We start from the raw sequence: 24,792 nt of genomic DNA, 5'->3' as shown, positions 1-24,792 counted from the left end.
GTGTTCAATATATTTAAATAGTCCTGATATCTTTAAATCCATGGTTTGCTACTCTAAACAACACTACTGTTATAAAGTAACAAAAGCTAGGATTATTTAGAAGCCCAGCGGGATACCTAGGGTGAAAAATCCGACTAATAACAAAATCCAAACGCCCATAAACGCTAATGAATAGGGCAACATCATCGCAATCATTTCGCCAAAGCTCAGGTCTTTATTGTACTTGCGCATAAACGCCAAAATAATACCTGCGTAGCTCATCATCGGCGTAATAATATTCGTGGCTGAGTCCGCCACGCGGAACGCAGCAGCCACCAAGTCGGGTGTCATGGCGGGGTTCACCATATACAGCATGGGAATAAAAATGGGACCCAGCAACATCCATTTGGAAGTAAGTCCTCCGACAAATAAATTAATCAGCGCCGTAACAAATACAAAGCCAATCAACAGCAAAACTGGGAAGCTTTGCAAGCCCATACCGGTGAGTAGGTTTGCTCCGAGAAAGGTAATATACGCGCCCAAACCGCTGTAGCTCAAAACGCCTAAAAAGTTGTAACAAAAGAACGTGAGTACCAAAATATAGCCCATGGTATCCATTTGCTTCACCATGGCTTTCACCACATCAAGCATGGAACGGAATTTCCCGCTAGCAACCCCAAACGCCACCCCGATGGCGGTAAACACAAAGGTGATCAGTAAAATGATGTTGTTCAAAAACGGGGTCACTTCAGCCCCTGCTTCATTCTCATAAGGAGCCAGAGGCCCCACTGCCAGACCCCATACGGCCAATAGTGAGAGCACCAAGGCAATGCCCGCCCAACGCAAACCTTTTTGCTCCGCGTCGGTTACATCAAAATCTGAGATTTTTAGTTCCTCTGGAACGCTATACTCTTTTTGCTCTAGGCGCGGACCGACAAACTTCAGCGTCACCCATGCACCCACAGCCGCGAGCACAAATGTCGACACAAAGATAAAGTAGTAATGCATGGTGGCAGGGGTTAATGCCTCCCCTGCTGCATTGACAAACGGAATACCCTGAGCTTCGGCGAATACTTGCGCGTTTACACCAATAATCACATCAATGGGCGTGGCTGGAATTAAGTTGGCGCTAAAGCCAGCGGATACGCCAGCAAAGGCGGCCGCCATGCCAATCAGTGGGTTTTTGCCTATTCCTGCGTACAATAGCCCCGCCAACGGAATCAAAATGAGATAACCGGCGTCGGTGGCAATAGATGACATTATACCCAAGAAAACGAGTAATAAAGGTAACCAACGCACCGGAATACCGCGACTCACCTTCTTTAATATTGCGGCGAAAAGGCCGGAGTTTTCCGCCACCCCCACACCGAGCATGACGATCAAGATCACACCAAGTACGCCACCGCCAAAGCCGAGCCAGTTGGCTAACAATGCATTGTCGAATAGCCAGACCACATGCTCACTTGAGAGCATATTACGGATCTCATGACGCACCGGATCGCCGCCTGCGCCGTAGGTTTCAAAGGTGAGTCCGCCAATCAGCGCTGTCAGCAGCAAAGTACCAACAAGAAACCAAATAAACAAAATAACCGGATCGGGAATACGCCGACCAACACGTTCTACAAAAGCAATAAAGCCCTTTGGGGAGTCTGAGGAGGGAGTCGACACAGCCAGTTCCTATTCTAATTTTTATGGTATGAGCTGAATCCTAAAGCAACTTGCCGATGAAGTCATGCCGATTACCATAGAAACGCGGCAAATTACGCCCGTAGTACCGATAGAATAATCGTTGCCAATAGCATAAGTAAAAGCACAATGAAGTATACGAGGCTAGTCACTGAAAATTTAAAAAACGTCAACGGCCAACTTTGCCGATAAAAGCGCTTTTGTGTACACACCAAATACACTGGAATCCACCACCAAAGTAGCACATAAAGCCAACCCGAAATCACTGCCAACCAAGCAGGTAATGCTAAGCCCATAAAGCTTTTCAGACCCATAATGAACATCAGAGTGAGCAATAGAAACGCATGGGTATGTAAGGCCAAAACCAAATGTTCTACGTAATAGCGGCCGCTAAACGCGTACAACAATTTCAGTAACAGAGCGAATATGGGCAGCATCACGAGCATAAGCTGTGGGGCGAGCGAGAAGAACCGATCCACAAAGACACGCGGGTGCTGCAGTAAAAACTTAAACCGCTCATTTAAGGCAGCGTTGTCGGCTTCACTCAAAAAACCGAGATTAAGCTGACTATCTTCAAACGAGAGTTCAGAAAGCCCAATAGCAGGCTGTTCTTCTCCGTCAACACTGAGCGCGGTTTGATTGTTGCCATTCACACGTTCCGCGTCTATTTGTTGCACAGTCTTACCCAAACTCGCAAATAAGATAAAAGCGATGAGGGATATAAATATATAGAGCCGCAATGGCGGCACATAGGGAATGCGCTTGCCCTTAACATATTGATTGGAGAGGAACGCCGGTCGTGTGAATAATGGAATCAGGGTGCGCCAGAAGCGTCCATCCCAATTTCCCATTTCACCGAACAATTCGGTGATTAATCGAAATACGTTACGGATATAATTCTTATTTTCTTGACCACATTCGTGACAAAACGGCCCTTTTAATTGGGCACCGCAGTTGGCACATTCTCCAGTTGATTCTAATGGCGCAGAAGCCGCACGTGGTTCGGTCGGTTCAGAAGGGCTAGCAGCAGTCATGGGCGTGGCTCATATAATTATTATATCGCCATTTTAGTCGCAATTTACCATTCTGCAATTTGATTTTTTAGACAGCGCAGGGGGTTATTCAGCACGGCCACGATTAATGACATCAACACAGGCGACACCGCGTGGCATGCCGCCATAATTCCATACCTGTCTACTAAGGCGACTTTCACAAAATGCATCCGCCACCGCATTCGGTGCATGTTGAATCAGTAAGCTTGCTTGCAACGCAAGCGCCATGCGATCCGCAAGTTGTCGTGCACGGTAAGGTAAGGCATCGGCATCAGCGAAGGCGGCTTTTAATTCGCCCACGAGGCGGTCAAGGTGGGTATTTTGGCCTTTCGCGTGTGCCACTTCAGAGAAATAGGCCTCAAGCACCGCTGGCTCTTTATCAATCGCCCGTAAAATATCAAGGCACTGAACGTTACCACTACCTTCCCAAATGGCATTAATCGGTGCTTCTCGATACAGACGCGCCATGATATGGGTTTCCATGACACCGGTACCGCCAATGATTTCCATGGCTTCATAGGCATGCTGAGGGGCACGTTTACATATCCAGTATTTGCCAATAGGGGTGGCGATACGCGCTAGCAGGCGTTCTTGTTCATCGTCGTGGTGGTCCATTGCCCGGGCCATGCGCATCATGAAAACCATTGCTGCTTCACTCTCAAGCGCCAAATCAGCAAGCAAGTTCTGCATCAGCGGCTGCTGCGTGAGTGTCGCCCCAAAAGCGGCGCGATGATCGCAATGATGAATCGCTTGCACGGTTGCCTGCCGCATTCCAGCCGATGAACCAATCAGACAGTCATATCGGGTGGCAGCGACCATCTCAATAATGGTGCGGACACCACGGCCTTCTTCGCCGACCATATAGCCATGCGCGCCGCGCAACTCAACTTCGCTTGAGGCGTTCGACACATTCCCCATCTTATTTTTCAGTTGCTGAATTTGCATTGGGTTCTTACTGCCATCGGGACGCCAGCGCGGTACAAAAAAGCAGGATAAGCCATGCTCGGTTTGTGCGAGAACTAAAAACGCGTCACTCATTGGTGCCGAAACAAACCACTTATGTCCCAGAAGTTCATACGCCTGACCAGGCCCCCCTTGTCCGATCGGGAAGGCGCGCGTAGTATTCTGACGCACATCAGAACCGCCCTGCTTCTCGGTCATTGCCATGCCAATGGTTAAGGCGCTTTTTTCATGGGCTGGAATGTTTCTGGGGTCATAGCCTGACGCCATGATTTTATCACCATAGTCGTGCAGTAAATTCGGTTGATGCCGCAATGCAGGAATGGCTGCAAACGTCATGGTCACTGGGCAACCGTGCCCCGCTTCCACCTGTGTATGCAGGTAATACTTCGCTGCGCGGGCCACGTGCGCGCCGGGCTTCGGATCACACCAAGGGCTGCTGTGTAGGCCGTGTTCACAGGACGTTTGCATCAAGCGATGATAGGCAGGATGGTAATCAATTAAATCGACCCTGTGACCAAATCGATCATGGGTGCTTAAAGTCGGTTTATTCGCATTGGCTTGCGCGCCAAGAGCCAGATGTTCAGCTGAGCCGCAAAGTTGGCCAAAGCGCTCTACATCAGCGGTTGCCCAATCAGCCCCTTCGCGCTTGAGTGCTTCTTGCAAGGCAAGATCAGAGGTAAACGAGTTATAGTTCTCAAGCAACGGTGGTACGTTTTTCACCTCATGGGTTTCAGCGTAGAATTGATTATTCATGCATGCTCCCTCGCGCGCTGCCTGCGGGCTTTCGGTTAGGTTTAATCCTCTTTTTTAAACGAATCCTGTCGTTGCTGCTCTTCTTTCCGAAACCACCAAATTAAATAGGCAGCGATACTGGCGATCACAGCCACGGGAATAAATACGAGCAATAAAATTGGTCCAAACCCCATCACAACTACCCTTTTCGTTCAGCCAAATTTGGCAATCGAGGCGTTCACCTGTGTGTTACCTCATGGATACTCTAGAGTGCCATAGTTAACACGGAAAGAAAATGCGCATGGCCGCTACTTGCTAGCTCTGTTACGACAGCCAACGTTGTTCAAATTCTTCCGCGGACACTGGTTTACCGTACATAAAACCTTGCACATGTTGACAACCTAAATCGCGCAACACTTGTGCTTGTTCCTCCGTCTCAACACCTTCAGCAACCACCGTCATTTTCAAGTTTTTTGCCATCGCAATAATCGTCGACACGATCGTGCTGTCATGGTGATCAGTGGTGAGAGCAGTCACAAACGATCGGTCAATCTTAAGTGCGCTCAAAGGAAAGCGCGTTAAGTAGCTCAGCGATGAAAAGCCGGTACCGAAGTCGTCAATAGAAATACTGTAGCCGCGATCCCGTAATCGCCCTAATAACTTCATTGCCTGCTCGGGGTAACGCATCATGATACTTTCGGTAATCTCGATACCCAATTGCTCAGGCGGAATGTCATGGGTGCTTCTTAAAAAATGGTCCACCAAATAAGGGCTATCGAACTGTTGCGCAGATACATTGATCGATAATACCCCTTTAAAATTACGGGATTCTTTAATCCACGTTCTTAGTTGTTCGCTGGCAGTACGCACCACCCAGTCACCTAAGTCACGAATCAATCCACGCTCTTCGGCTAAGGCTATAAATTCCATCGGGCTGATCTGCCCCCACACCTCATCATGCCAGCGGCATAATGCCTCGGCACCGATCAATTCGCCTGTCGTTAAATCGAATTGTGGTTGGTAATGCAAATTTAAACCATCATTGCGAATAGCTTCAGCAAGACGTTGCAGCTTAGATTGCTTTTGTTGCAGAAACTGTCCCATTGACGCATCATAAATTCGGCTGCGGGTCGCTACCCGTTTTGCGTGCTCAAGGGCAATACTCGCATGCTGGAACAAGGTACCGCCTGATTCAGATTCACCGGGATACTGAGCGGCGCCAACGTTCACCTCCACATAGATACTGAGCTTACTGTTGACGCGAATCGGCTCATGGAACGCCGACTTCACTCGTTCAATCGCTAACGGCAAATCCACCCCGCCCAAACCAGGCATCAAAATGGCAAATTCATCACTACCAAAGCGCGCAAGATATTCCCCTTGCTGCGTAAAACTTTGCAAGCGGCGAGCGGCTAACGCAAGCACCGAGTCGCCGATATCATGCCCATGTAGATCATTAATCTCTTTAAATCGACGTAAGTCCAAAACCAGTAGGCTCAAAACTTCAGTGCTACGCATCGCTTCGTACAACTCACTATTGAGCTTCTCTGTAAAAGCGACTCGATTTGGCAACCCGGTAACACCATCTTGATAGGCTAAGTTGCTTATTTGCTTTAACGAGGCTTGTCGCTCTAACTCAACGCCTATTTGCGCACCACACATGCGCAATACATCGCGAGCAACGCTCTCGTTGGTGAGTGTTTCTGAGTGCATGATGCATATCAAACCGAGCTTCTTACCGGCTCGGTTCAAAATGGCATAGCCCATGTAGGATTCAACGCCTAAATCAGATAACAATGTATCTGAGGGAAATTGTTCGGCAACACTTTCTGCAAAGTAGCAGGTATCCTGCCCACGCACGGTTTCACAAGGTGTACCCGCCAGCGCGTAGGCCGATGCTTGTTGGTGACCTCTGGGCGTGTAGAAGCTCATAGGAACACTTTGGTGACGGAAATCATCCAAGCGCGCACAAAGCACGAAATCCACATGGAGAATCTGGGCAACACACTGGGTCAGCCGATCAAAGAAGTTGTCATCACCTACCAGGGTAAATATATCTGCGAGCTGCCTAAACACATAGCTTGCATCTATATTTTTCGCTTGGAAAGCGGGCAGTTCTGAACTCATGGGATATACCGGTTCCATTAAAGTTTAAGCGCTTCTCAAAAACCTTACGCTTTGTAAATAGTGAGAGACTTTCACGCCTCAAGCCTACTTACTATAACGCTCTTATAAATTAGCAGTAATATGCGCTTTAGCAGATGAGGGTTTCCCCTCTATTTTTAAATAAATATACTTTTTTTCAGGTTTTTATGAATCATTTTGCAGAAAAAATGCGCAAATCTGCATAACTATGCTGATTTGGAGCGTTTTCTGATTATAACAGCCAGTCGATAGGCAACCATGAGAGAATCCGCACTGACGTACGCTTGAACAGCGTTGTATTTGGCTCTACATCATGCCGGATGACCTCACCGGGATTACGTTCGAGCCAATAGATTCGTCCGGACGGCGACAGTTTCAGCTCGTATGCCATGTAAGGCATGCGATCCGAGAATGTACCGTCGATACGTTGCGCCAGCGCTTTACTCTCAATGACGAAGCCAAGTTCAGTGTTGAGCGCTACTGAACGCGGATCAAAGTTAAACGAGCCGACAAATACGCGTTCACCATCGATAGCAAATGTTTTCGCGTGTAAGCTAGCAGCGCCACTACCAAAGCGCGCAAGTCGCTCGTCACTTTCTTCATCGCCATTGTTCGCAATACGCCGCATTTCAAAAATTTGAATACCCGCTTCTAAGAGCGGTTTGCGCCACTTTGCGTAGCCTGCATGCACAATAGCCACATCGGTCGCTGCAAGTGAATTTGTAAGAATAGTGATCTCAACGCCACGTTCTGCGAATTCGATCAGTGCATCAACACCTGATCGGGTAGGCACAAAGTACGGCGATACGAGTTCAAAATAACGCTCAGGCTCACCTATGGCTTTATGCAATTGGTGAATGATAAGTTGTCCGCCCGTGGCATTGCCCAGGCCTTTGCCGGGGTCATCACTTACCATAATGGTGTTGGCCCATTCAAACGGCATCAACCCGTCTATTACGGCCTGCATGTGTGACGTGTCCATCACTGAATTCAAATACTCATAGACTTTATCTTGTGACGACATCATCGCAGCAATGGATGTGACAGCATGCTGATCGCCTTTGTTATGGATATCGGCGATAAAGTGCAAAGGATAGGTTGATCCGCTCGACCAAAAGTGATCAAAGTCTAACGAGACTTCCTGAACGACAGGGCCGACTGCGAGCACGTCTAAATCCGCGAATAACAAACCATCGCCGGTCCCAAAATAGCCATCGCCTATATTGCGGCCGCCCACAATGGTGGCTTGATTATCGGCGGTAAACGACTTGTTGTGCATGCGCCGATTTGAGCGATCAAAGTCGGTAATAAACCCCCATATTCGGGAATTTCGTTGTAAAAAGGGATTAAACAACCGTACTTCGATTTGAGGATGCGCGTGCAAATGGTAGAGCACTCCCTCAAGCGGAATGGTGTTGAGATCATCCAGAAGCAAGCGCACCCGTACCCCTCGCTCAGCAGCGTCATATAACGCCGACAGGAGCAGACGTCCGGTTTTATCGTTACGCCAAATATAGTATTGAATGTCGAGGGTTTTCTCAGCCCGCTCGGCCAAGAGAATGCGCGCAGCAAACGCGTCCCACGCGTCATCCAAGGGATAGATACCCGATTTTCCAGGATGTAGGTCGCCTTGCTCTTGAAAGGTTCGTCCGAGGGTCGTGTCGCGTGCGTCTTGCAGATTTAGTGCTGATGTCTCAATACGATCATCAAGCGCAGGTAATGAGCTGCAGCCAGATACCCAGAATAATGTTATGACGATCCACAACAGAACACTTACTTTGATCACGCGCACTGAGAGTTCCTTTCATCAATCCAACTGATGGGATGCGGATTCTAGCAGACTTTGTGCTATTTTGCTGTGCTCGGCAAATAGGTTTCTTCTAGAATATTTAGCGTTTGAGGGCGAGCCAGCAAATAGCCTTGATAATAAGTACAGCCCACCGTTTCTAAAAACTGAACCTGCACCTCTTCTTCGACCCCCTCTGCCACTGTCTTCAGTGACATCTCCTCGGCAATTGCACAGATTGCCCGAATAATACTTTCCTGACGGCTTCCTGTGCCTGCGTCTTGAATAAATGAGCGGTCGATTTTAATAATATCTAACGGTAGCTCGTGGACAAAACGTAAACTGGAATAGCCGGTTCCGAAATCGTCTAAGGCAATCTTAAAGCCCGCTTGGTGAAATTGGTACAACACCGGAATGGCATTGGTAAAATCATCAATAAACACATTTTCAGTAATTTCCAGAATCAAATTGCTTGCCTTGACGTCGTAACGAGCGAGGGCAGCGCGAAAATCCTCGAAAAAATTTGCGCGGCTAAGCTGAACGGGCGAGACATTGACGCTCACGCTTGTCATACCTAATGTCGCCAAGCGCGGATAATCACGACAAACTTGCTCAAAAACCCATTTACCCAGAGGAATGATCTGCCCTGTTTGTTCCGCCAAAGCAATAAACTCCGCGGGCGACATACGCCCTAGCTTGGGATGCTCCCAGCGCACCAGTGCTTCAGCACCAATAACGTTGCGATCATGATTAAAAATAGGTTGGTATTCGAGAAAGAACTCACTGTTCATTAGCGCGTTTTGCATATCATGGCGCAACCGCACCCTGCGTTCTAACTTCTCACCCATGTCGTGGCCAAACCATTCATAATTATTGCTACCCTGACGCTTCGCCTTATACATCGCTATATCGGCTTGCTGGATAAGTTTATTCGGGTCTGAGGCTTTCGAGTCAGTAATGGCAATTCCAATGCTCGCAGTGACCGATATTTCATTCTGATTTAATAGGTAGGGTTCGCTGATAGCCACCAGTAACCGTTTTGCAATCTCGTTGATGTCTGCTGGAATACCTGCATTCGGTAAAATCAATGCGAACTCATCCCCGCCAAAACGTGCCAAGGTATCACCCGCCCGAATAGCCGTTTGGATCCGCAGCGCCACTGCTTTTAGCAATTCATCGCCAACATTATGACCCAAGGTATCGTTAATCGGCTTAAAGCCATCCAAATCAATAAACATCACTGCGAGGGGGTGCTTTAAACGCTTGCATTGACGAAATGCCTGTTGCAGTCGGTCTTCCAACAGCACCCGATTGGGCAATCCGGTTAAGGTATCGTGGGTGGCATGCCAAGATATTTTAGCTTCCTGCTCTTTGCGTGCAGTAATATCATTTTGAATGCCTATAAAGTGCGTTACTTTACCTTCATGATCACGCACAGGAGCAATGTATAAATCGTTCCAAAAAGGCGTGCCATCTTTGCGGTAGTTACGAATTTCGGTTTGCGCTTCTTGCTGTAACGAGAGCCGTTCGCGAATATAGCGAACGCTTTGCATGCTGGAGTCCTTCCCTTGAAGAATAGCGCAGCTCTTGCCAAGCAGTTCGCTGCTTTGGTATCCCGTCATCTTCTCAAATGCAGGATTCACGTAGATTAATGGGCGCCACGGCTGGCTCGCGTCGGCCACAACAATGCCGTTTGAGCTCGCTTCCACACTACGCTTGAGCAGTTTAAGATCTGATTGCTCTTGCTCTCGGGCAAGCATTAAGGTTACGAGGTCGCGTGCCTGCTCGAGTAGGTATAATTCAGGCTTAGTTGGTTTCCGGCATCGCTTAAAGTAAAGGGCAAATGTGCCTAGCACCTCGTTACTCGGTGAAAAACAGGGGGACGACCAGCAGGCGCGTAATTTAAATCGCTCGATTAAGTCTAAATAAGCAGCAAAGCGCGCATCTTTGCGCATATCCGGCACGATAACGTCGCGACCTTTCACCACTGCGTCACCGCAAGCACCATTTCCCTCTGTGATGGGGAAGTTTTTTAACTCGGTGATAAATTCATTAGGAAGGGAACCTGCGACGGCAAGTTTCAAGTGCGTCTTTGCGTCATTAACGAGCATGACTGAACAATGAGCCCCGCTTATCTGGGCTTCGAGAATGCGACAAATCTCCCGCAACTTCTCTTTGAGAGGAGCATCTTTTAACATGAGCGTGAGCGCTTCATGCTCAGCTAACAGCAAGCGCTTGTATTGCAGTAGGCGTCTAGATCCGACGAAAACAGTAATTGCGATTGCCGCAGCAAATACGATGGCAAATGCAAGATACACGCTGACTCCCTCCATAGTTCGAGATCTGCGAACTCGAGTATATAGGGATTCCATGGATAAGTACGAAAAACATCCTTATAGCTCAAGCCACAATGAACTCAATATGATGATAGGCCTCTTCCTTTCTTTAACTGACGACGGCCCCACTTTTCTACTTCTAGAACTGCAAACAATAGCACCCCGACAAACACACAGGCAAATCCGTGGTAAATACTTAAACTCTCCGTGTTAAACCACGTTTGCATGGGCTTGCTGTAGGTGAAAACCAGCTGCAGCACAAACACGATGGCTACGGCAATGAGTACCGGTCGTGTGCCCTTAACCCCCTCTTTAAACAATGAGCCTCTTCGTAAGTAGCGAACACTAAATAGATACCAAACTTCCATGGCAACTAAGGTGTTTACAGCCATAGTACGAGCATACGCTTCCCCTAAACCTTGCGCCAACGCCCATTGGAACACCGCAAAAATACCCGTGGTAAATAGCAACGATACAAACAAGATACGCCAGAGCAAGAAACGCGACAGCAACGGTTCGGAAGACGAGCGCGGCGGCCGCTGCATAATGTCACTTTCACTGGCCTCAAAGGCCAAGGCTAAAGCCAATACAATGGAACTGACCATATTTACCCAAAGTATTTGCAACGGCAGAATCGGTAACGTGAGCGCGAAGATGAGTGCGAGCATAATGGCCAGCGACTCACCGCCATTCACGGGCAATAAGAAGCTGATCGCCTTTTTCAAATTGTCGTAAACAGTGCGCCCTTCTTTCACCGCCGCGACAATGGAGGCAAAATTATCATCGGTTAGCACCATTTCACTGGCTTCGCGCGCCGCATCGGTTCCGCCCTTACCCATTGCGATACCAATATCTGCCCGTTTTAATGCGGGGGCATCATTCACCCCGTCCCCTGTCATCGCAACAACTTTATGGTGGCTCTGTAGCGCTGTCACTAAACGTAGTTTATGTTCAGGGGTAGTGCGAGCGTAAATCGACACATCCTGCACACAGGCTGCTAGCTCCTCATCACTAAGTTGCTCAAGTTCTGTACCGGTAAGTACCTTCTCTGAGCCGATAATTCCAAGGGCTTTGCCAATAGCCGAAGCCGTTGCTGCGTGATCGCCGGTAATCATTTGCACTTGAATGCCCGCGCGTTGACAATCCGCAACTGCTCGAATTGCTTCTTCCCGGGGTGGGTCGATTAACCCCGTAATCCCTAAGAATTTAAGCCCGGTGCCGATGTTGTCGTGACCTAGTGGTTGGTCAGTATCTACACGCTTATAAGCGAATCCCAGAACCCGCTGCCCTCCGGCCGCAATATCATCGATTCGAGCTGTCCATGCGAATTCATCCTCGTCGCAGAGAGTTAGCAGGCGCTCAGGTGCCCCCTTAACGAGAACATAGCTGGTGCCATCGGGTCCACGATGGGTGGTCGCCATGTATTTGTGACGGGAGTCAAAAGGCAAGGCTTCTGTACGGACAAATTGCTTGGCTTCCTGCGACAAAGCAAAATCAGCTTTATCAACTAACACAAGCAGCGCCCCTTCCATAGGATCGCCGACAACCATGCGCTCGGTTTGCGTCGTCTTTATTTCCGAGTCGTTACACAAAGCAGCCACTTTTACTAACCAGGAAAACGCCTCATCATGGCCGCTCGAAGGCGCTATCTCTCCACCGCTGGCGTAACCCACGCCGCTTACTTGATAGGTTTGGATCGCCGTGCGTACCTGCGCCACCATCATTTCGTTACGCGTTAAGGTACCGGTTTTGTCGGAACATATCACCGATACCGCCCCTAAGGTTTCCACTGCTGGAAGTCGCCGAATGATGGCGTGGCGTGATGCCATGCGCATCACACCCATCGCAAGCGCAACCGTGAGAATGGTAGGAAGTCCCTCTGGAATCGCGGCGACCACCAAACTCACAACCGCCATAAACAAATACGTCAGTTCATAGCCTCGCCACCACCCCAATACAAACAGTATGGCGCCAAGGGTTAATATGACGTAGGTGAGGTAGCGAGCAAATATCGCCATTTGTCGCAGGAGTGGCGTCTCAATGGTCACCACCTGTTTGAGCATCTGATTAATGCGACCGAGTTCGGTCTCTGCCCCCGTTGCCGTTACCACGCCACGCCCCTGTCCGAGAGTGACGAGCGTGCCGGCATAAAGCATGCCGGTACGCTCCGCAAGTGGCGTGTCGGCAGGTACTGTCTTCGTCCCTTTCGACACTGGCACCGATTCGCCCGTCAGCGCTGCTTCTTGCGTTTGCAACGATGCATTCTCGAACAATCGAATGTCCGCCGGAACTTTTTGCCCAGCTTCCAGTAAAACGATGTCACCGGGAACAAGGTCCACTGCCATAATCGTCTGGCGTTTACCGTGACGAATGACCCTTGCTTCCGGACTCAGCATGCCTTGAATGGCTTGCAGCGCTCGCTCCGCTTTCCCTTCTTGGACAAAGCCGATCACCGCATTCACAATGACCACGGCAAGAATGACCGCCATATCTAGCCACTCAGCGAGCATTGCCGCAAGGGCTGCAGCAACCAGCAATACATAAATCAAAACATTGTGAAATTGACGCAGTAGTCGTTGCCACCAGGGTGAAATGTGCTTTTCAGGTAGACTGTTCGGACCGAATTGTGTGCGTCTTTTCTCCACTTCAGCGTCACTCAGCCCTTGCTGCATATCCACGGAAAAAGCAGCGAGTACTGTCGATGCATCCTCTGCATGACGCGGTGATACCTGTTTTGGCGTGGGCGTATCCATACTCACCTCTACAAACGCAAGATACTCATATAGTCCGGAATATCCACTTCATAAGGAGAGAACTCCGATAAATAATCGCGAAATTTCTCTAAGGCCTCAGGCTCACCATGCACAAGCTGAATTTTAGTACTCGCAGGCATTTTCGATGCCTCCAACCACTCTTTTAATTCCACATAGTCTGCGTGCCCAGACATACCTTCGAGATTGCGAATCTGTGCGCGAATAGGCACCCATTCCCCATGCAACTTAATATGCTCGACGCCCTGTAGCATTTTGGCACCGCGCGTACCCCCGGCTTGATAGCCTGCAAATAAAACCGTACAGCGATGATCCCCGAGCCAGTTTTTGAAGTGGTGCAGAATTCGGCCACCGGTTGCCATGCCGCTACCAGCGATAATAATGTGCGGCCCCTGCTGATTTGCTATGGCTTTCGATTCATCCACCGAATGAGTGTACTTCACCGCCTGCTCAATCCGTTGACACTGTGTCTCATTTAAACGGTGATGTTCATGATGAGTTCGATAAATTCCCGATACCGAAATCGCCATAGGGCTATCTAAATAAACCGGCATGCGTGGAACGCGCTGTTCATCCATTAATGCCACGATCATGTGTTGTAGTAATTGTGCACGGCCGACAGCAAAGCTTGGAATGAGTAACACCCCTCCCGCCTTGGCGGTGTCATTAATTACTTTTGCTAATTCTGCTTCAAGGTCCGTTTCTTCATGACGACGATCACCGTAGGTAGATTCGAGCATGAGCACGTCGACATGAGGCATGGGTTTCGGTGGTTTCATCAGCAAATCGTTGGTGCGCCCGACATCGCCCGAAAAACCCACACGTTTGCCGTCGGCTTCAACTACCACACTCGCGGCACCGAGAATATGTCCAACCGGAGATAAGGTCACGGTTATATCGCCAATGGAAAAACGCTGCTGAAACTCAACCGGATGCAGCAGCTTGCAGGCATTAACCGCCATATTAGCGGTATACAGGGGTTCTGGCTTTTCATGTTTACTGAGATTATGGCGCTCGAGGTACTTGGCGTCTTCTTCTTGGATTTTGCCGCTATCGGGCCAAAGAATACGACAGAGTTCAGCTGTGGCACTGTGGGTATAAACAGGCTTGCGATAGCCATGTTTATACAACACTGGAACATAGCCTGAATGATCGAGATGAGCGTGGGTTAAAACAATGCCATCTACCTCATCGATTGCCAGAGGGAGCGGTTGCCAGTTGCGCTTGCGGAGCCACTTGTAGCCCTGAAATAAGCCACAATCTACCAAAATACGGGTGGTTTCCGTTTCAACCAAATATTTCGAACCCGTGACTGTTTCCGTTCCACCTAAAAAAACCACTCGCATTCGCTTCACTCCTATGACATCGAATATTGGCTTCAGTGATGTATCACATCAGGTTTTTAATCGTTCTGCTTTGCCCTTGATCAAAGTGTAGTAAGCTTCCGCCGGAGGTAAAGCATCGGCGCTATGTGCCACCATAAAGCATGTTTTACTTGCCAACCAAGTTTCCAGGCGCTGCTTAAGCGTGTTTTGGGTAGCGCGATCAAGGCCGGTAAAGGGTTCGTCTAATATGACACACTCTGGATCCTGCAAGTACAAACGGGCCAGCTGCAATCGACGGGCTTGTCCTCCCGACAGGCGAAATCCACCAGCGCCTGCCAAGGTTTGCAGTTGATCTGGCATGTTTTTTACGGTTTCTGCTAGCTCGGCAAATTCAAGCGCGTCCCATAATTGTGAATCCGTTGCGTGTGGCTTCACGATGCGCAAGTTTTCAGCCAGGCTGCCGGCCAGTACACGAGAGTCTTGTTCAATCACCCCGAGCTTGGTTTTCCAGTGAGCGGACTCATAGCCTAAGCACACCAGCCCTCGATCGGGATAATGTAAGCCGAGCAGCAAACTTATTAATAGACTTTTCCCGACACCGGAGGGTGCCAAAAGGGCGAGGTGTTCACCCCGTTGCACCTGCATGCTTAAATTGGAAAAAATAACCTTGCCACGAAGCTGCACATCAATATGCTCCCACGCCATCGCGGAAACCAGCTCTGCATTGTGAACAACCTCAGGTTCATCGCGCTCGCGGGTAGTCACAGTATTGAGTTGTTCGCTTGCTTGCAGCACTGCTCCCCAATGGCCATTTTGTTCAGGTAAGGACTGAATGAGTTCCCCGTATGCGAGCGCCGCGAAGACCAACAACGCCACTTGCGGACCACTGACTTGCCCTTGCTCAACCAAACTTGCGCCTACCCCAAGCAATAAAATTACCACCACGCCGGACCAGAGAGACACCCAGGAACTCAGCATGCGCTGTTGCTTTAAACGATTTGCCTGGGCCTGAGTGAGCGCGTCACCCACCTGTATCACGTCTTGTTGCGTTGCTGCTGCCGCTTGCGCTGCATCCAGTTCAGCAAGTCCTTCCACATAGTTCTGACCGTGCTCGCGTACCCGTTGGTAATAATACTGCTCTCTGCGCCCGGGCTTTTTAGAGAGGTAACGGGCGCCCCAAATTCCTCCCAACAGGGCGGCGCCATAACAAACCAAGGATAGGATCAAAATGTAAGTGCTTTGATAAACCCAATAGACGGCAACCAACACAGCAATAAGCATGATGATAGCGACCACACTAGGGGCTTTAATGCGCAGATAGAGTGCGTCCAGGGTAGATAAATCGTGGGTTAAACGTTGGCTCAAATCCGCACTTCTTAACTGGCTCACAAATCGTGATGGCTGCCTTACTATTTGCGTAAAAACCTGAACCCGCCACTGCTGTTGCAATCGCAACACCGCATCGTGGTTTATCACTCGTTCGCCATAACGGCCCACAGTACGCAACAATGCGAGCACACGAATCGCCGCTCCGGCGATATAGATATCAAAGTACACCCATGCGCCAGCCGCTAACAAAGCCCCGGTAATACCCGCCCCGACTATAAACCAGCCGGAGATGGCAAGCAGTGCAATGCCAGCAATGGCGGTAAGTAGCATGAGCAACATTCCCGGCAGCGTAAAGCGGCGATGCTTTTGAAGCTCAGCAAGCCATGGGGCCATAATGTCGCGCTCAGAGCGCTTGGTAAAGGAATGCAGATTCATCGTGCAGCGCTAGCCTCCCCTACCTCTAAGTATGTGGTGGCCAGTGCCCGCAAGCGTGCATGAGAGTGCTCGTGCGCTGCAATCACTATGGTTTGGCCTTGCTCATGCTGCCAGCGCAGCCGTTCAATCACACGAGCCGTTGTGGTGTCATCAAGTCCGGCGAATGGCTCATCAAGTACGAGCACAAATTCGGTGATGGGTGCCAGCAAACAACGCGCTAAGGCAATACGCTTTGCTTCGCCTCCAGATATATTTCGTCCTTGCTCGACGATGCTAACATCGGCAAAGCCTGTTAAACCGACATCAGAAAGCACCTGTTCAACCTCAGCGCGACTCACTGTGGCATTGTACAGTTTCAGGTTATCCATCACCGAGCCGGCAAATAGCCAAGGATTCTGCCGCTGCAACGCTATTTTATTGGGGATTTTCAAAAAAGGCTGATTTTCATCGAAGCTGGCAGCATCACTGCCATGGCTAAGTAGCCGTAATAAGGTCGATTTCCCTCCCCCGGAAGGTCCGAAAATCACCATGCATGCGCCTTTCTTTAAGGTGAACGCTGGTATAAAAATAGCGGCTTCCTGGGGTTGATAGCGGTATAGGCCCCCCTGCCAGTGCAGCAATGTTACTTGCTCTGACGCTGGCTTTTTCCGACGCAGAAATAGTTTCGGCAAGGAACCTGGGCTTTTAGACGTCGAAGGCTCCACAGTACCCTCCACCATTAGCTGAGTCGCCGCTCCTAGTGCCGCCGCGCGATCGTGGTAATACTGAGCAAAGTTTCGCAGGGGTTGGAAAAATTCAGGCGCAAGCATCAGAATAAGCAACCCAGAGAAGAGGCTTAGATTTTGGGACGGCCCCCAATCAATATATCCTAACAGCGAAAAACCGATATAAATGGCTAGCGCAGCAATGGCCACTGCAGCAAAAAATTCAAGCACTGCCGAGGAAAGAAACGCAACGCGCAGCGTCTTCATGTTTATCCGCCGATAGTGATCCGCAGCGCGAGACACATGGGCGGTCGCAGCCGCCTCGCGGCCACTGATGTAAAGCAAACTAAGATTACGTAAGCGGTCAATAAATAACGCTGACAGCCGTTGCAGCGTATCCATGTGCTGTTGATTGAGGCGCGCCGCGCCCATGCCCACCAACGTCATAAAGAGTGGGATTAAGGGAGCCGAGATCAGTAAAAATACGCCGGCCACCCAATTTAGGCTAAATACAATCACAAGAATTACCGCCGGAACCAGTACCGCTTGCGTCCGTTGTGGTAGGTAACGGGCAATATAGCCAAATAATGACTCTACGGGTTCTAGCAGCAAGCCTGCCTGCTCCGGTGATTGCTTTCCCGCCCGTTGCACGAGTTGCGTGCGCCAATGTTCGGTGAGTTGCAGGCGCGCCTGTTGGCAGGCGCGTTGGCCTGCTATAGCCGCATAGTGGTCTGCTAGGTTCTGAAATAACACACGACACAATAACGCTGCCGCGGCGGTAGCTAAGGCTTTCGTTAGCGACAGTGCCTGCACATACTCAAAGGTAGGGGCATGATCGAATATTGCACTGAGCGCGAAAGCCAACGCCAGCAACTGCGCTATAAGGCTCAGACTCGCCATCAAGGCAAAGAATTGCACAGCATATAACGAGCGGCCGGTCGCCGCTCGTATCTGTGTCAGGTAGGTGTATTCACGCCTAAATTCACTCACTTAAACACCTATCAATGATACCCCACGCCCGCTTTCACTTTGCCTCGGAACACCCAATAGGTCCATGCGGTATACACCAAGACAATCGGGATCACGAAGAGCAAGCCTAATAGTAAAAACAGCTGAGATTCATGGGCTGAAGAGGCATCCCACAAGGTGTAATCAGGTGGCACCACATAAGGGAACTTACTCGCAATAAGCCCTAAATAGGTAAAAATAAACATGCCCATAGTAGCCACAAACGGGGAACCATCGCGGCGTTGATGCACAGAGCGCATGAGCCAAAAGGCACACAACAAGGCAAGTAGCGGGAGGAGCCAAATATAGCTAATGCCGGAGAACCAACGATCAGCGACAAAGGGGTCTATAAAAGGGGTCCACACGCTCACTATCGCGAAAACCACCAAGACTGCAATTAATAACCAAGGGGTAATGCGATAGGCCCAGTCTTGAATGTCGCCTTCCGATTTCATAATCAGCCAGGTTGAGCCCAGCAATGCGTACCCTGCAACTAAACCTAGTCCGGTAAGCACGGTAAAGGGCGTTAGCCAATCGAACGCGCCTCCGATATAGACAAAGTCAGCTACTGCAAACCCTTGAATATAGGCACCCACCACGGCACCTTGGGCAAAAGCGGCGACCGTTGAGCCAATCGCAAACGACCAGTTCCATACGTAGCGAGAACTTCTTGCTTTGAATCGAAACTCAAAAGCGACACCGCGGAAAATCAAGCCGGCAAGGAGCAAGAACACTCCGATATACAATGCCGGTAAAAACACCGCATACACCAACGGAAATGCAGCGAGTAAACCAGCGCCACCTAAAATGAGCCACGTTTCGTTGCCATCCCATACCGGCGCTACCGAATTCATCATCACATCACGGGCATCCTCAGACGGCGCAAAAGGAAACAAGATCCCCTGGCCCAAGTCGAAGCCGTCCATCAGCACATACATGATAATGCCAAAGGCGATAATCACCGCCCAAATAATGGTTAAATCAAACACCGGATCGCTCATGATGTATGCTCCTCTTCCCAATCAGCATCCGCTGCAGATAGCGGACGCTTTGGCCGTTGATGCGACTGACTTTTACGAATTTCGTTTTCCGACAGAACGCCACTGGCTATCACGCGCAATAGATAATAAACCCCAGCAGCAAACACCATGGCGTACACCATGATGTAGCCGATGAGTGTAAATAACGCCATACCGCCTGTGAGCGAAGGCGTTATCCCCTCACTATGGGTCATCACTTCATAAATAAGCCAAGGGGCGCGCCCTACTTCGGTAACAAACCAACCGGCAAGCACGGCTATAAATGGCGAAAGTGACATCCATTTGAGTCCATTGAGAAACCAAGGGGTTCGCAGGTATGCGTCCTTTCTGCGTAACACTAACCCGGCAATAGCAAAGAACAGCATTATCAGACCAATGCCTACCATAATGCGGAACGCGAAGAATACAATAGCCACCGGTGGCTGCATCTCCCGTGGAATTTCCTTGAGTCCCGGCACCTCACCATCAATGTCATGAGTTAATACCAAACTCGCTAAACCGGGTACCGATACTTCCCAGCGATTGCGCTGATTTTCTTGGTCTGGAATGGCAAACAGAACTAATGGTGCATTCGTTTTTGTTTCCCACGCGCCTTCCATAGCCGCCACTTTCATAGGTTGGTGCTCAAAGGAATTAATACCGTGTGCGTGACCCACGTAAATTTGCGCCGGCACCGCTATTAAAATGAGCCACAACGACATCGATAACGCTTTTTTGTGCACATCAGTGTCTTTCTGACGCAGGATATACCAAGCGCTCACACCACATACCACGAAGGCACCGGTAAGAAATGAAGCGATTCCCATATGGAAGAAGCGCGGCCACAAACTCGGATTAAAAATGGCTTCCGACCAGCTGGTCACATAGATCAGGCCATTCACCATCTCTACGCCAGCGGGCGTGTGCATCCAACTATTCGCCGAGAGAATCCAGAACGATGAAATAAAGGTGCCTAACGCCACCATGATTGCGGAAAGAAAGTGAATTCCTTGCGGGACTTTATCTCTACCAAAGAGTAACACCCCTAAAAATGCCGCTTCCAAGAAAAAGGCTGTAATCACCTCATAACTCAAAACCGGCCCGAGGAAGTTCGCTGAGGTGTAGGAAAACACGCTCCAATTCGTTCCAAACTGGAAGGCCATGACGATGCCTGACACCACCCCCATACCAAACACTACCGCAAACACTTGCACCCAGAACCGCGACAAGCGTTCCCACACGGGATTTTGTGTTTTAAATGAGAGCCCTTCTAAGAGTGCGATGTAAGATGCTAGACCGATAGTGAAAACAGGGAAGATGGCGTGAAACGAGACCACGAACGCAAACTGAATTCGTGATAGCAAGATTGGATCGAGTTCCATTTACAACGCTCCTCTGCGGAAATGAATAGGTAAACCATGCATTATAGTCAGTGATTGTCGTCTGCTTTTAGCATACCCCTTTTGTGGTACTTAATCTTGCGATAGATCAATTAAGGCTAGACCCGCGGACAGAAAAAACAGAAGATAAATCATTAACCTTGAGCGCTAGCTTTGTTATATTAGCATTTCATAATGCAAAGTGCAGCCGAGTCATCCGAAAACGCGAGGAGCAGTATATGGCACCCATCGAGTTCGATACTTTTATCGTGCAGCCATTCTTAGATAAAGACAGCGAAACCTTTTCCTATGTGGTGTTTGAGCGCCAAGGCAAGACTGCTGTCGTGATCGACTCTGTACTCGAGTTTGATGCCGCTTCCGGGCACACCAATACACAGGGTGCCGATCGTATTTTAGCGTTTATCGCTGGACGAAACCTCAAGGTTGCCCACATCTTAGAAACCCATGCCCATGCGGATCATCTTTCTGCAGCGCCCTATCTGCAGCAACACACCGGAGCCCCTATTGGTATTGGACGTCATATTCAAGACGTGCAACGTATATTTAAGGACGTTTTTGATTTTGAAAAAGAGTTTCTTGCCAACGGCGTGCAATTCGACGCACTGTTTAATGACGGCGATTCTATCACCTTTGGATCGCTCCAATTTGACGTCGTTCATTGCCCAGGCCATACCCCGGCCGACTGTGCTTACTTAGTAAATGGCATGGCTTTATTTGTCGGTGATACCTTATTTATGCCGGACGTTGGCACGGCTCGTTGCGACTTCCCCGGAGGTTCGAGTAAAACACTCTATCATTCCATCCGTAAGCTCCTTGCCTACCCCGATGAAACCGCTATATTTGTGTGCCATGATTATCCCCCAGAAAACCGCTCTCATGCCTGCCGAACTTCTGTAGCGGCGCAGCGCGCGGAGAATATTCACATGGCCGATGGCGCGACTGAAACTGAGTTTGTTGCCATGCGTGATAAACGAGATGCCACCTTGGCGATGCCCCGTTTAATCATTCCGTCGGTTCAGGTCAATATTCGCGCTGGTCACTTCCCGCCTGCCGCCGATAATGGTGTCACCTATTTAAAAATACCTATCAACCATTTGCGCTAAAACCATGACCTTTACGTATAGATTCGGCATACTAACAACGCCGTTGACCACGTTTGTCATCTTTATTTATTGCTATTCGTCTGGGAGTTTAACCTTCATATGATGTCCGTCACTCTGGGGCCCTTTGCCTTTGCGACCGTCCACCTTATCTTTTTTCTTGCACTCATGTTGGCCTTCGGCCTTGCCTGGTTGCTTGGTCGCAAGTATCACGTAAACGCGACTGACAGTGTATTTCGAATTCTTGCGGTGGGTCTTTTAGTGGCACGAATGAGCTTTGTCATTCGTTACTTCAGTGATTACGCCAGTAGTCCATGGCAAATTTTGAATGTGCGTGATGGTGGTTTTGACCTCTGGGCCGGTGTGATCGCCGGGGTAGCTTTGGCGGTGTTTGAGATTTTCAAACGGCGTGATTTGCTCAAGCCAGTTGCTATTTCATGTCTTGTTGGGGCTATCGCTTGGACCAGCATGCACGGCATCTATAATCACAAGTATGGCCATGAGCTATTTATTCCTGATGTTCGTGTGAGCACTCTCGACGATCGCCCTGTATTTCTCCATCGTGCATTTCGTGGTCAGCCTGTAGTGATGAATTTATGGGCGACTTGGTGTCCTCCATGTGTTCGTGAAATGCCACTCTTAGAAGAAGCTCAGTCACGTTATCCGGACGTTGCTATTGTAACTGTGAATCAGGGAGAAGATGCCCAGCTAGTGCGAGAGTTTATGGTTCAGCAAGGCCTTTTTATCGAACATACCTTGCTCGATCCAAATAGCGAACTTGGGGTTCGCATCCAATCCTTTGCCCTGCCAACCACATTGTTTTTTGATGCCAACGGCATGTTAATTGACACCCATGTGGGTGAGTTTTCTGCCGCACGTTTAAGCCAAGCTATTCGCAGTATTCGTGCCAGCACGGCACACTCTGACGATGACTAACAGACGCAATGAGCAAGGCTGACTTAGAGCTGCTCAATCGCATCGGTAATTCCATGCACGGTTAACGGAAACATACGGCCGTGCATAATTTGGCGAATCATATCAATGGAGTGATAGTACCGCCAGTGCGCCTGCGGTTGTGGATTGAGCCAGATGGCCTTTGGATATTGGTCTAACAACCGTTCGAGCCACACCTGCCCCGGTTCTTCGTTCCAATGTTCTACACTGCCGCCCGGATAGGCAATTTCGTAGGGCCCCATGGTGGCATCACCCACCAAAATTAATTTATAGTCTGAGCCGTAGGTATGCAGTAAATCGAACACAGAAAATTGCTCTTGCTGGCGCCGTTGATTGGTTTTCCACACACCTTCATAGATGCAGTTGTGAAAGTAGAAAAACTCTAAATGCTTAAATTCTGAGCGGACCGCGGCAAAGAGCTGCTGACACTCATAAATGTAATCATCCATCGAACCGCCCACATCGAACAGAATTAACACTTTCACTGCGTTATGTCGTTCTGGCTGATAACGTAAATCAAGCAAGCCACCCTGACGGCTCGTGGCGCGAATCGTTTCTGATAAATCTAACTCAGTTGCAGCCCCTGTGCGGGCAAATCGACGTAACTTGCGGAGTGCGAGCTTGATGGTCCGATTATTCAGCTCTTCATCACTATCCAAATCTTTAAATTCGCGCTTATCCCATACTTTTACCGCGCGTCGCGCATTACTTCCCTCTTGCCCAATACGAATACCCTCGGGATGGAAACCATAAGCGCCAAACGGCGATGTGCCTCCAGTACCAATCCACTTGTTGCCACCGGCATGACGCTTTTGTTGTTCAGCGAGACGCTCGCGAAACTGGTCGAGTAAGGCTTCTAAGCCCCCTAAACTCTGCAGTTTCGCCTTTTCTTCTTCGCTCAGTTGGCGCTGTAAACTTCGCTCAAGCCATTCCGCTGGAATACTCTGTGCGATATCAACTTCATTGACGCCTTCAAAATAGTCAGCAAAGGCCCGATCAAAACGATCGTAGTAAGTTTCATCCTTCACCAGAGTAAGACGCGCCAAACTATAAAAGGCTTCGATATCGGCAAATACAATCTGCGATTCCAGTGCGCCTAATAGATCAAGCAATTCGGTAATGCTAGCAGGCACACCGTAATCACGTACTTTGAGAAAAAACTGAATGAGCATTTAGCGCCCCTGGCGACGGGTCATAAAGGCCAGCTTTTCCACCAGCTCAACATCTTGCTCGTTCTTCAGTAGTGCACCAAACATGGGCATCAAGCCACCATTGCTTTGCTTTTCTTTTAAATCCGCCGGAGAAATAGATTCCGCGAGCAATAGCTTTAACCAGTCCAGCAACTCTGAGGTGGATGGCTTCTTTTTCAAGTTCGGCACGTCGCGCAATTCAAAGAAAACCTCTAAGGCCTGGCTTAATAGATCTTTGCGAATCGTTGGAAAGTGAACCCGAACAATATCAGCCAAAGTGGATTCATCGGGAAACCGAATATAATGAAAGAAACAGCGGCGCAAAAACGCATCCGGCAGTTCTTTTTCATTGTTTGAGGTGATAATCACAATGGGTCGCTGCTGGGCCACCACTTGTTCCCCTGTTTCATAAACATGAAACTCCATTTGGTCGAGTTCATGCAGAAGATCATTGGGGAACTCAATATCGGCTTTATCGATTTCGTCGATTAACAATACAGGGCGCTTTACCGCAGAAAACGCGTCCCACAACTTCCCTGGCTTTATGTAATTGCCAATATCGTGAACTTTGTCACTACCCAACTGGCTATCGCGCAATCGGGATACCGCATCATACTCATACAGACCTTGCTGCGCCTTGGTGGTGGACTTAATGTGCCAGCGCAATAGATTAGTGCCTAAGCTTGCTGCCAACTCTTCTGCTAATCGGGTTTTACCGGTACCCGGCTCCCCTTTAATTAACAATGGCTTTTCTAGCGTTACCGCAGCATTCACCGCAAGCGCTAATTCTGATGAAACAATATAGCGCTCGGTGCTGGTAAAACGGGTCATGACCACTCCTTAAGGCAAGCAATAAAAAACAAAGGCCATGATAACAA

General features: G+C 49.3%; 17 protein-coding genes. 2 read left to right on the top strand and 15 right to left on the bottom strand.

Features of this window, described 5'->3' with window-relative positions; genetic code table 11:
• Nucleotides 1–96: 96 nt before the first annotated feature.
• From HXZ99_RS01345 to HXZ99_RS01290, 13 genes are all read right to left on the bottom strand, one after another.
• Nucleotides 97–1,647 carry an AbgT family transporter gene (locus tag HXZ99_RS01345; protein ID WP_194755475.1) on the bottom strand — a complete coding sequence of 517 codons (1,551 nt, stop codon included), beginning with the start codon at nucleotides 1,645–1,647 and terminating at the stop codon, nucleotides 97–99.
• 92 nt (nucleotides 1,648–1,739) lie between these two features.
• Nucleotides 1,740–2,699 carry a DUF3667 domain-containing protein gene (locus HXZ99_RS01340; protein WP_194755474.1) on the bottom strand — a complete coding sequence of 320 codons (960 nt, stop codon included), beginning with the start codon at nucleotides 2,697–2,699 and terminating at the stop codon, nucleotides 1,740–1,742.
• Nucleotides 2,700–2,783: 84 nt separating this feature from the next.
• Complete coding sequence (locus HXZ99_RS01335; RefSeq protein ID WP_194755473.1) at nucleotides 2,784–4,433, bottom strand: isovaleryl-CoA dehydrogenase; 1,650 nt, start codon at nucleotides 4,431–4,433, stop codon at nucleotides 2,784–2,786.
• Nucleotides 4,434–4,474: 41 nt separating this feature from the next.
• Nucleotides 4,475–4,606, bottom strand: coding sequence for a hypothetical protein (locus HXZ99_RS12305; protein ID WP_269434574.1), 132 nt, complete (start codon nucleotides 4,604–4,606; stop codon nucleotides 4,475–4,477).
• A gap of 130 nt (nucleotides 4,607–4,736) precedes the next feature.
• Nucleotides 4,737–6,539, bottom strand: coding sequence for a putative bifunctional diguanylate cyclase/phosphodiesterase (locus tag HXZ99_RS01330; protein ID WP_194755472.1), 1,803 nt, complete (start codon nucleotides 6,537–6,539; stop codon nucleotides 4,737–4,739).
• A gap of 250 nt (nucleotides 6,540–6,789) precedes the next feature.
• Nucleotides 6,790–8,349 (bottom strand): phospholipase D family protein, encoded by a 1,560-nt coding sequence (locus tag HXZ99_RS01325; RefSeq protein ID WP_331458461.1) that lies wholly within the window; start codon nucleotides 8,347–8,349, stop codon nucleotides 6,790–6,792.
• A gap of 56 nt (nucleotides 8,350–8,405) precedes the next feature.
• Nucleotides 8,406–10,661, bottom strand: coding sequence for a sensor domain-containing phosphodiesterase (locus HXZ99_RS01320; protein WP_194755471.1), 2,256 nt, complete (start codon nucleotides 10,659–10,661; stop codon nucleotides 8,406–8,408).
• Nucleotides 10,662–10,759: 98 nt separating this feature from the next.
• On the bottom strand, nucleotides 10,760–13,432 hold the full coding sequence (locus tag HXZ99_RS01315) for a cation-translocating P-type ATPase (RefSeq protein WP_194755470.1): 2,673 nt from the start codon (nucleotides 13,430–13,432) through the stop codon (nucleotides 10,760–10,762).
• 8 nt (nucleotides 13,433–13,440) lie between these two features.
• Nucleotides 13,441–14,796, bottom strand: a complete 1,356-nt coding sequence (locus tag HXZ99_RS01310; RefSeq protein ID WP_194755469.1) for an MBL fold metallo-hydrolase RNA specificity domain-containing protein — start codon at nucleotides 14,794–14,796, stop codon at nucleotides 13,441–13,443.
• A 48-nt stretch (nucleotides 14,797–14,844) separates the two neighbouring features.
• Nucleotides 14,845–16,539 (bottom strand): amino acid ABC transporter ATP-binding/permease protein, encoded by a 1,695-nt coding sequence (locus tag HXZ99_RS01305; RefSeq protein WP_194755468.1) that lies wholly within the window; start codon nucleotides 16,537–16,539, stop codon nucleotides 14,845–14,847.
• Nucleotides 16,536–18,233, bottom strand: a complete 1,698-nt coding sequence (locus HXZ99_RS01300) for an ABC transporter ATP-binding protein/permease (protein WP_194755467.1) — start codon at nucleotides 18,231–18,233, stop codon at nucleotides 16,536–16,538. The genes HXZ99_RS01305 and HXZ99_RS01300 overlap by 4 nt, the downstream gene beginning before the upstream one ends.
• Before the next feature lie 11 nt (nucleotides 18,234–18,244).
• Nucleotides 18,245–19,252 (bottom strand): cytochrome d ubiquinol oxidase subunit II, encoded by a 1,008-nt coding sequence (gene cydB, locus HXZ99_RS01295; RefSeq protein ID WP_194755466.1) that lies wholly within the window; start codon nucleotides 19,250–19,252, stop codon nucleotides 18,245–18,247.
• On the bottom strand, nucleotides 19,249–20,652 hold the full coding sequence (locus HXZ99_RS01290) for a cytochrome ubiquinol oxidase subunit I (protein ID WP_194755465.1): 1,404 nt from the start codon (nucleotides 20,650–20,652) through the stop codon (nucleotides 19,249–19,251). The genes cydB and HXZ99_RS01290 overlap by 4 nt, the downstream gene beginning before the upstream one ends.
• 236 nt (nucleotides 20,653–20,888) lie before the next feature.
• On the opposite strand from HXZ99_RS01290, the gene HXZ99_RS01285 reads away from it, so the two are divergent.
• A complete protein-coding gene (locus tag HXZ99_RS01285) occupies nucleotides 20,889–21,773 on the top strand; it encodes an MBL fold metallo-hydrolase (RefSeq protein WP_194755464.1) in 885 nt (294 codons plus the stop codon).
• A gap of 99 nt (nucleotides 21,774–21,872) precedes the next feature.
• Nucleotides 21,873–22,706, top strand: coding sequence for a TlpA disulfide reductase family protein (locus tag HXZ99_RS01280; protein WP_194755463.1), 834 nt, complete (start codon nucleotides 21,873–21,875; stop codon nucleotides 22,704–22,706).
• A 23-nt stretch (nucleotides 22,707–22,729) separates the two neighbouring features.
• Here the strand turns inward: HXZ99_RS01280 and HXZ99_RS01275 are convergent, their stop codons facing one another.
• Nucleotides 22,730–23,896, bottom strand: coding sequence for a vWA domain-containing protein (locus tag HXZ99_RS01275; RefSeq protein WP_194755462.1), 1,167 nt, complete (start codon nucleotides 23,894–23,896; stop codon nucleotides 22,730–22,732).
• Nucleotides 23,897–24,745: an AAA family ATPase gene (locus HXZ99_RS01270; RefSeq protein ID WP_194755461.1), complete on the bottom strand. Its 849-nt coding sequence runs from the start codon at nucleotides 24,743–24,745 to the stop codon at nucleotides 23,897–23,899.
• Nucleotides 24,746–24,792 lie beyond the last annotated feature (47 nt).

The organism is Aliidiomarina indica (genome assembly GCF_015354615.1).
In the GTDB taxonomy this organism is placed as follows: domain Bacteria; phylum Pseudomonadota; class Gammaproteobacteria; order Enterobacterales; family Alteromonadaceae; genus Aliidiomarina; species Aliidiomarina indica.
This window is presented reverse-complemented; position numbering and strand designations above follow the sequence as displayed.

Bases quoted from the DNA above. Each gene is read 5' to 3' on its own strand.
- HXZ99_RS01310 (WP_194755469.1), bottom strand. From the start codon at position 14,796: ATGCGAGTGGTTTTTTTAGGTGGAACGGAAACAGTCACGGGTTCGAAA.
- HXZ99_RS01280 (WP_194755463.1), top strand. From the start codon at position 21,873: ATGATGTCCGTCACTCTGGGGCCCTTTGCCTTTGCGACCGTCCACCTT.
- HXZ99_RS01290 (WP_194755465.1), bottom strand. From the start codon at position 20,652: ATGGAACTCGATCCAATCTTGCTATCACGAATTCAGTTTGCGTTCGTG.
- HXZ99_RS01335 (WP_194755473.1), bottom strand. From the start codon at position 4,433: ATGAATAATCAATTCTACGCTGAAACCCATGAGGTGAAAAACGTACCA.
- cydB (WP_194755466.1), bottom strand. From the start codon at position 19,252: ATGAGCGATCCGGTGTTTGATTTAACCATTATTTGGGCGGTGATTATC.
- HXZ99_RS01275 (WP_194755462.1), bottom strand. From the start codon at position 23,896: ATGCTCATTCAGTTTTTTCTCAAAGTACGTGATTACGGTGTGCCTGCT.
- HXZ99_RS01305 (WP_194755468.1), bottom strand. From the start codon at position 16,539: ATGAATCTGCATTCCTTTACCAAGCGCTCTGAGCGCGACATTATGGCC.
- HXZ99_RS01340 (WP_194755474.1), bottom strand. From the start codon at position 2,699: ATGACTGCTGCTAGCCCTTCTGAACCGACCGAACCACGTGCGGCTTCT.
- HXZ99_RS01330 (WP_194755472.1), bottom strand. From the start codon at position 6,539: ATGAGTTCAGAACTGCCCGCTTTCCAAGCGAAAAATATAGATGCAAGC.
- HXZ99_RS01315 (WP_194755470.1), bottom strand. From the start codon at position 13,432: ATGGATACGCCCACGCCAAAACAGGTATCACCGCGTCATGCAGAGGAT.
- HXZ99_RS01270 (WP_194755461.1), bottom strand. From the start codon at position 24,745: ATGACCCGTTTTACCAGCACCGAGCGCTATATTGTTTCATCAGAATTA.
- HXZ99_RS01285 (WP_194755464.1), top strand. From the start codon at position 20,889: ATGGCACCCATCGAGTTCGATACTTTTATCGTGCAGCCATTCTTAGAT.
- HXZ99_RS12305 (WP_269434574.1), bottom strand. From the start codon at position 4,606: ATGGGGTTTGGACCAATTTTATTGCTCGTATTTATTCCCGTGGCTGTG.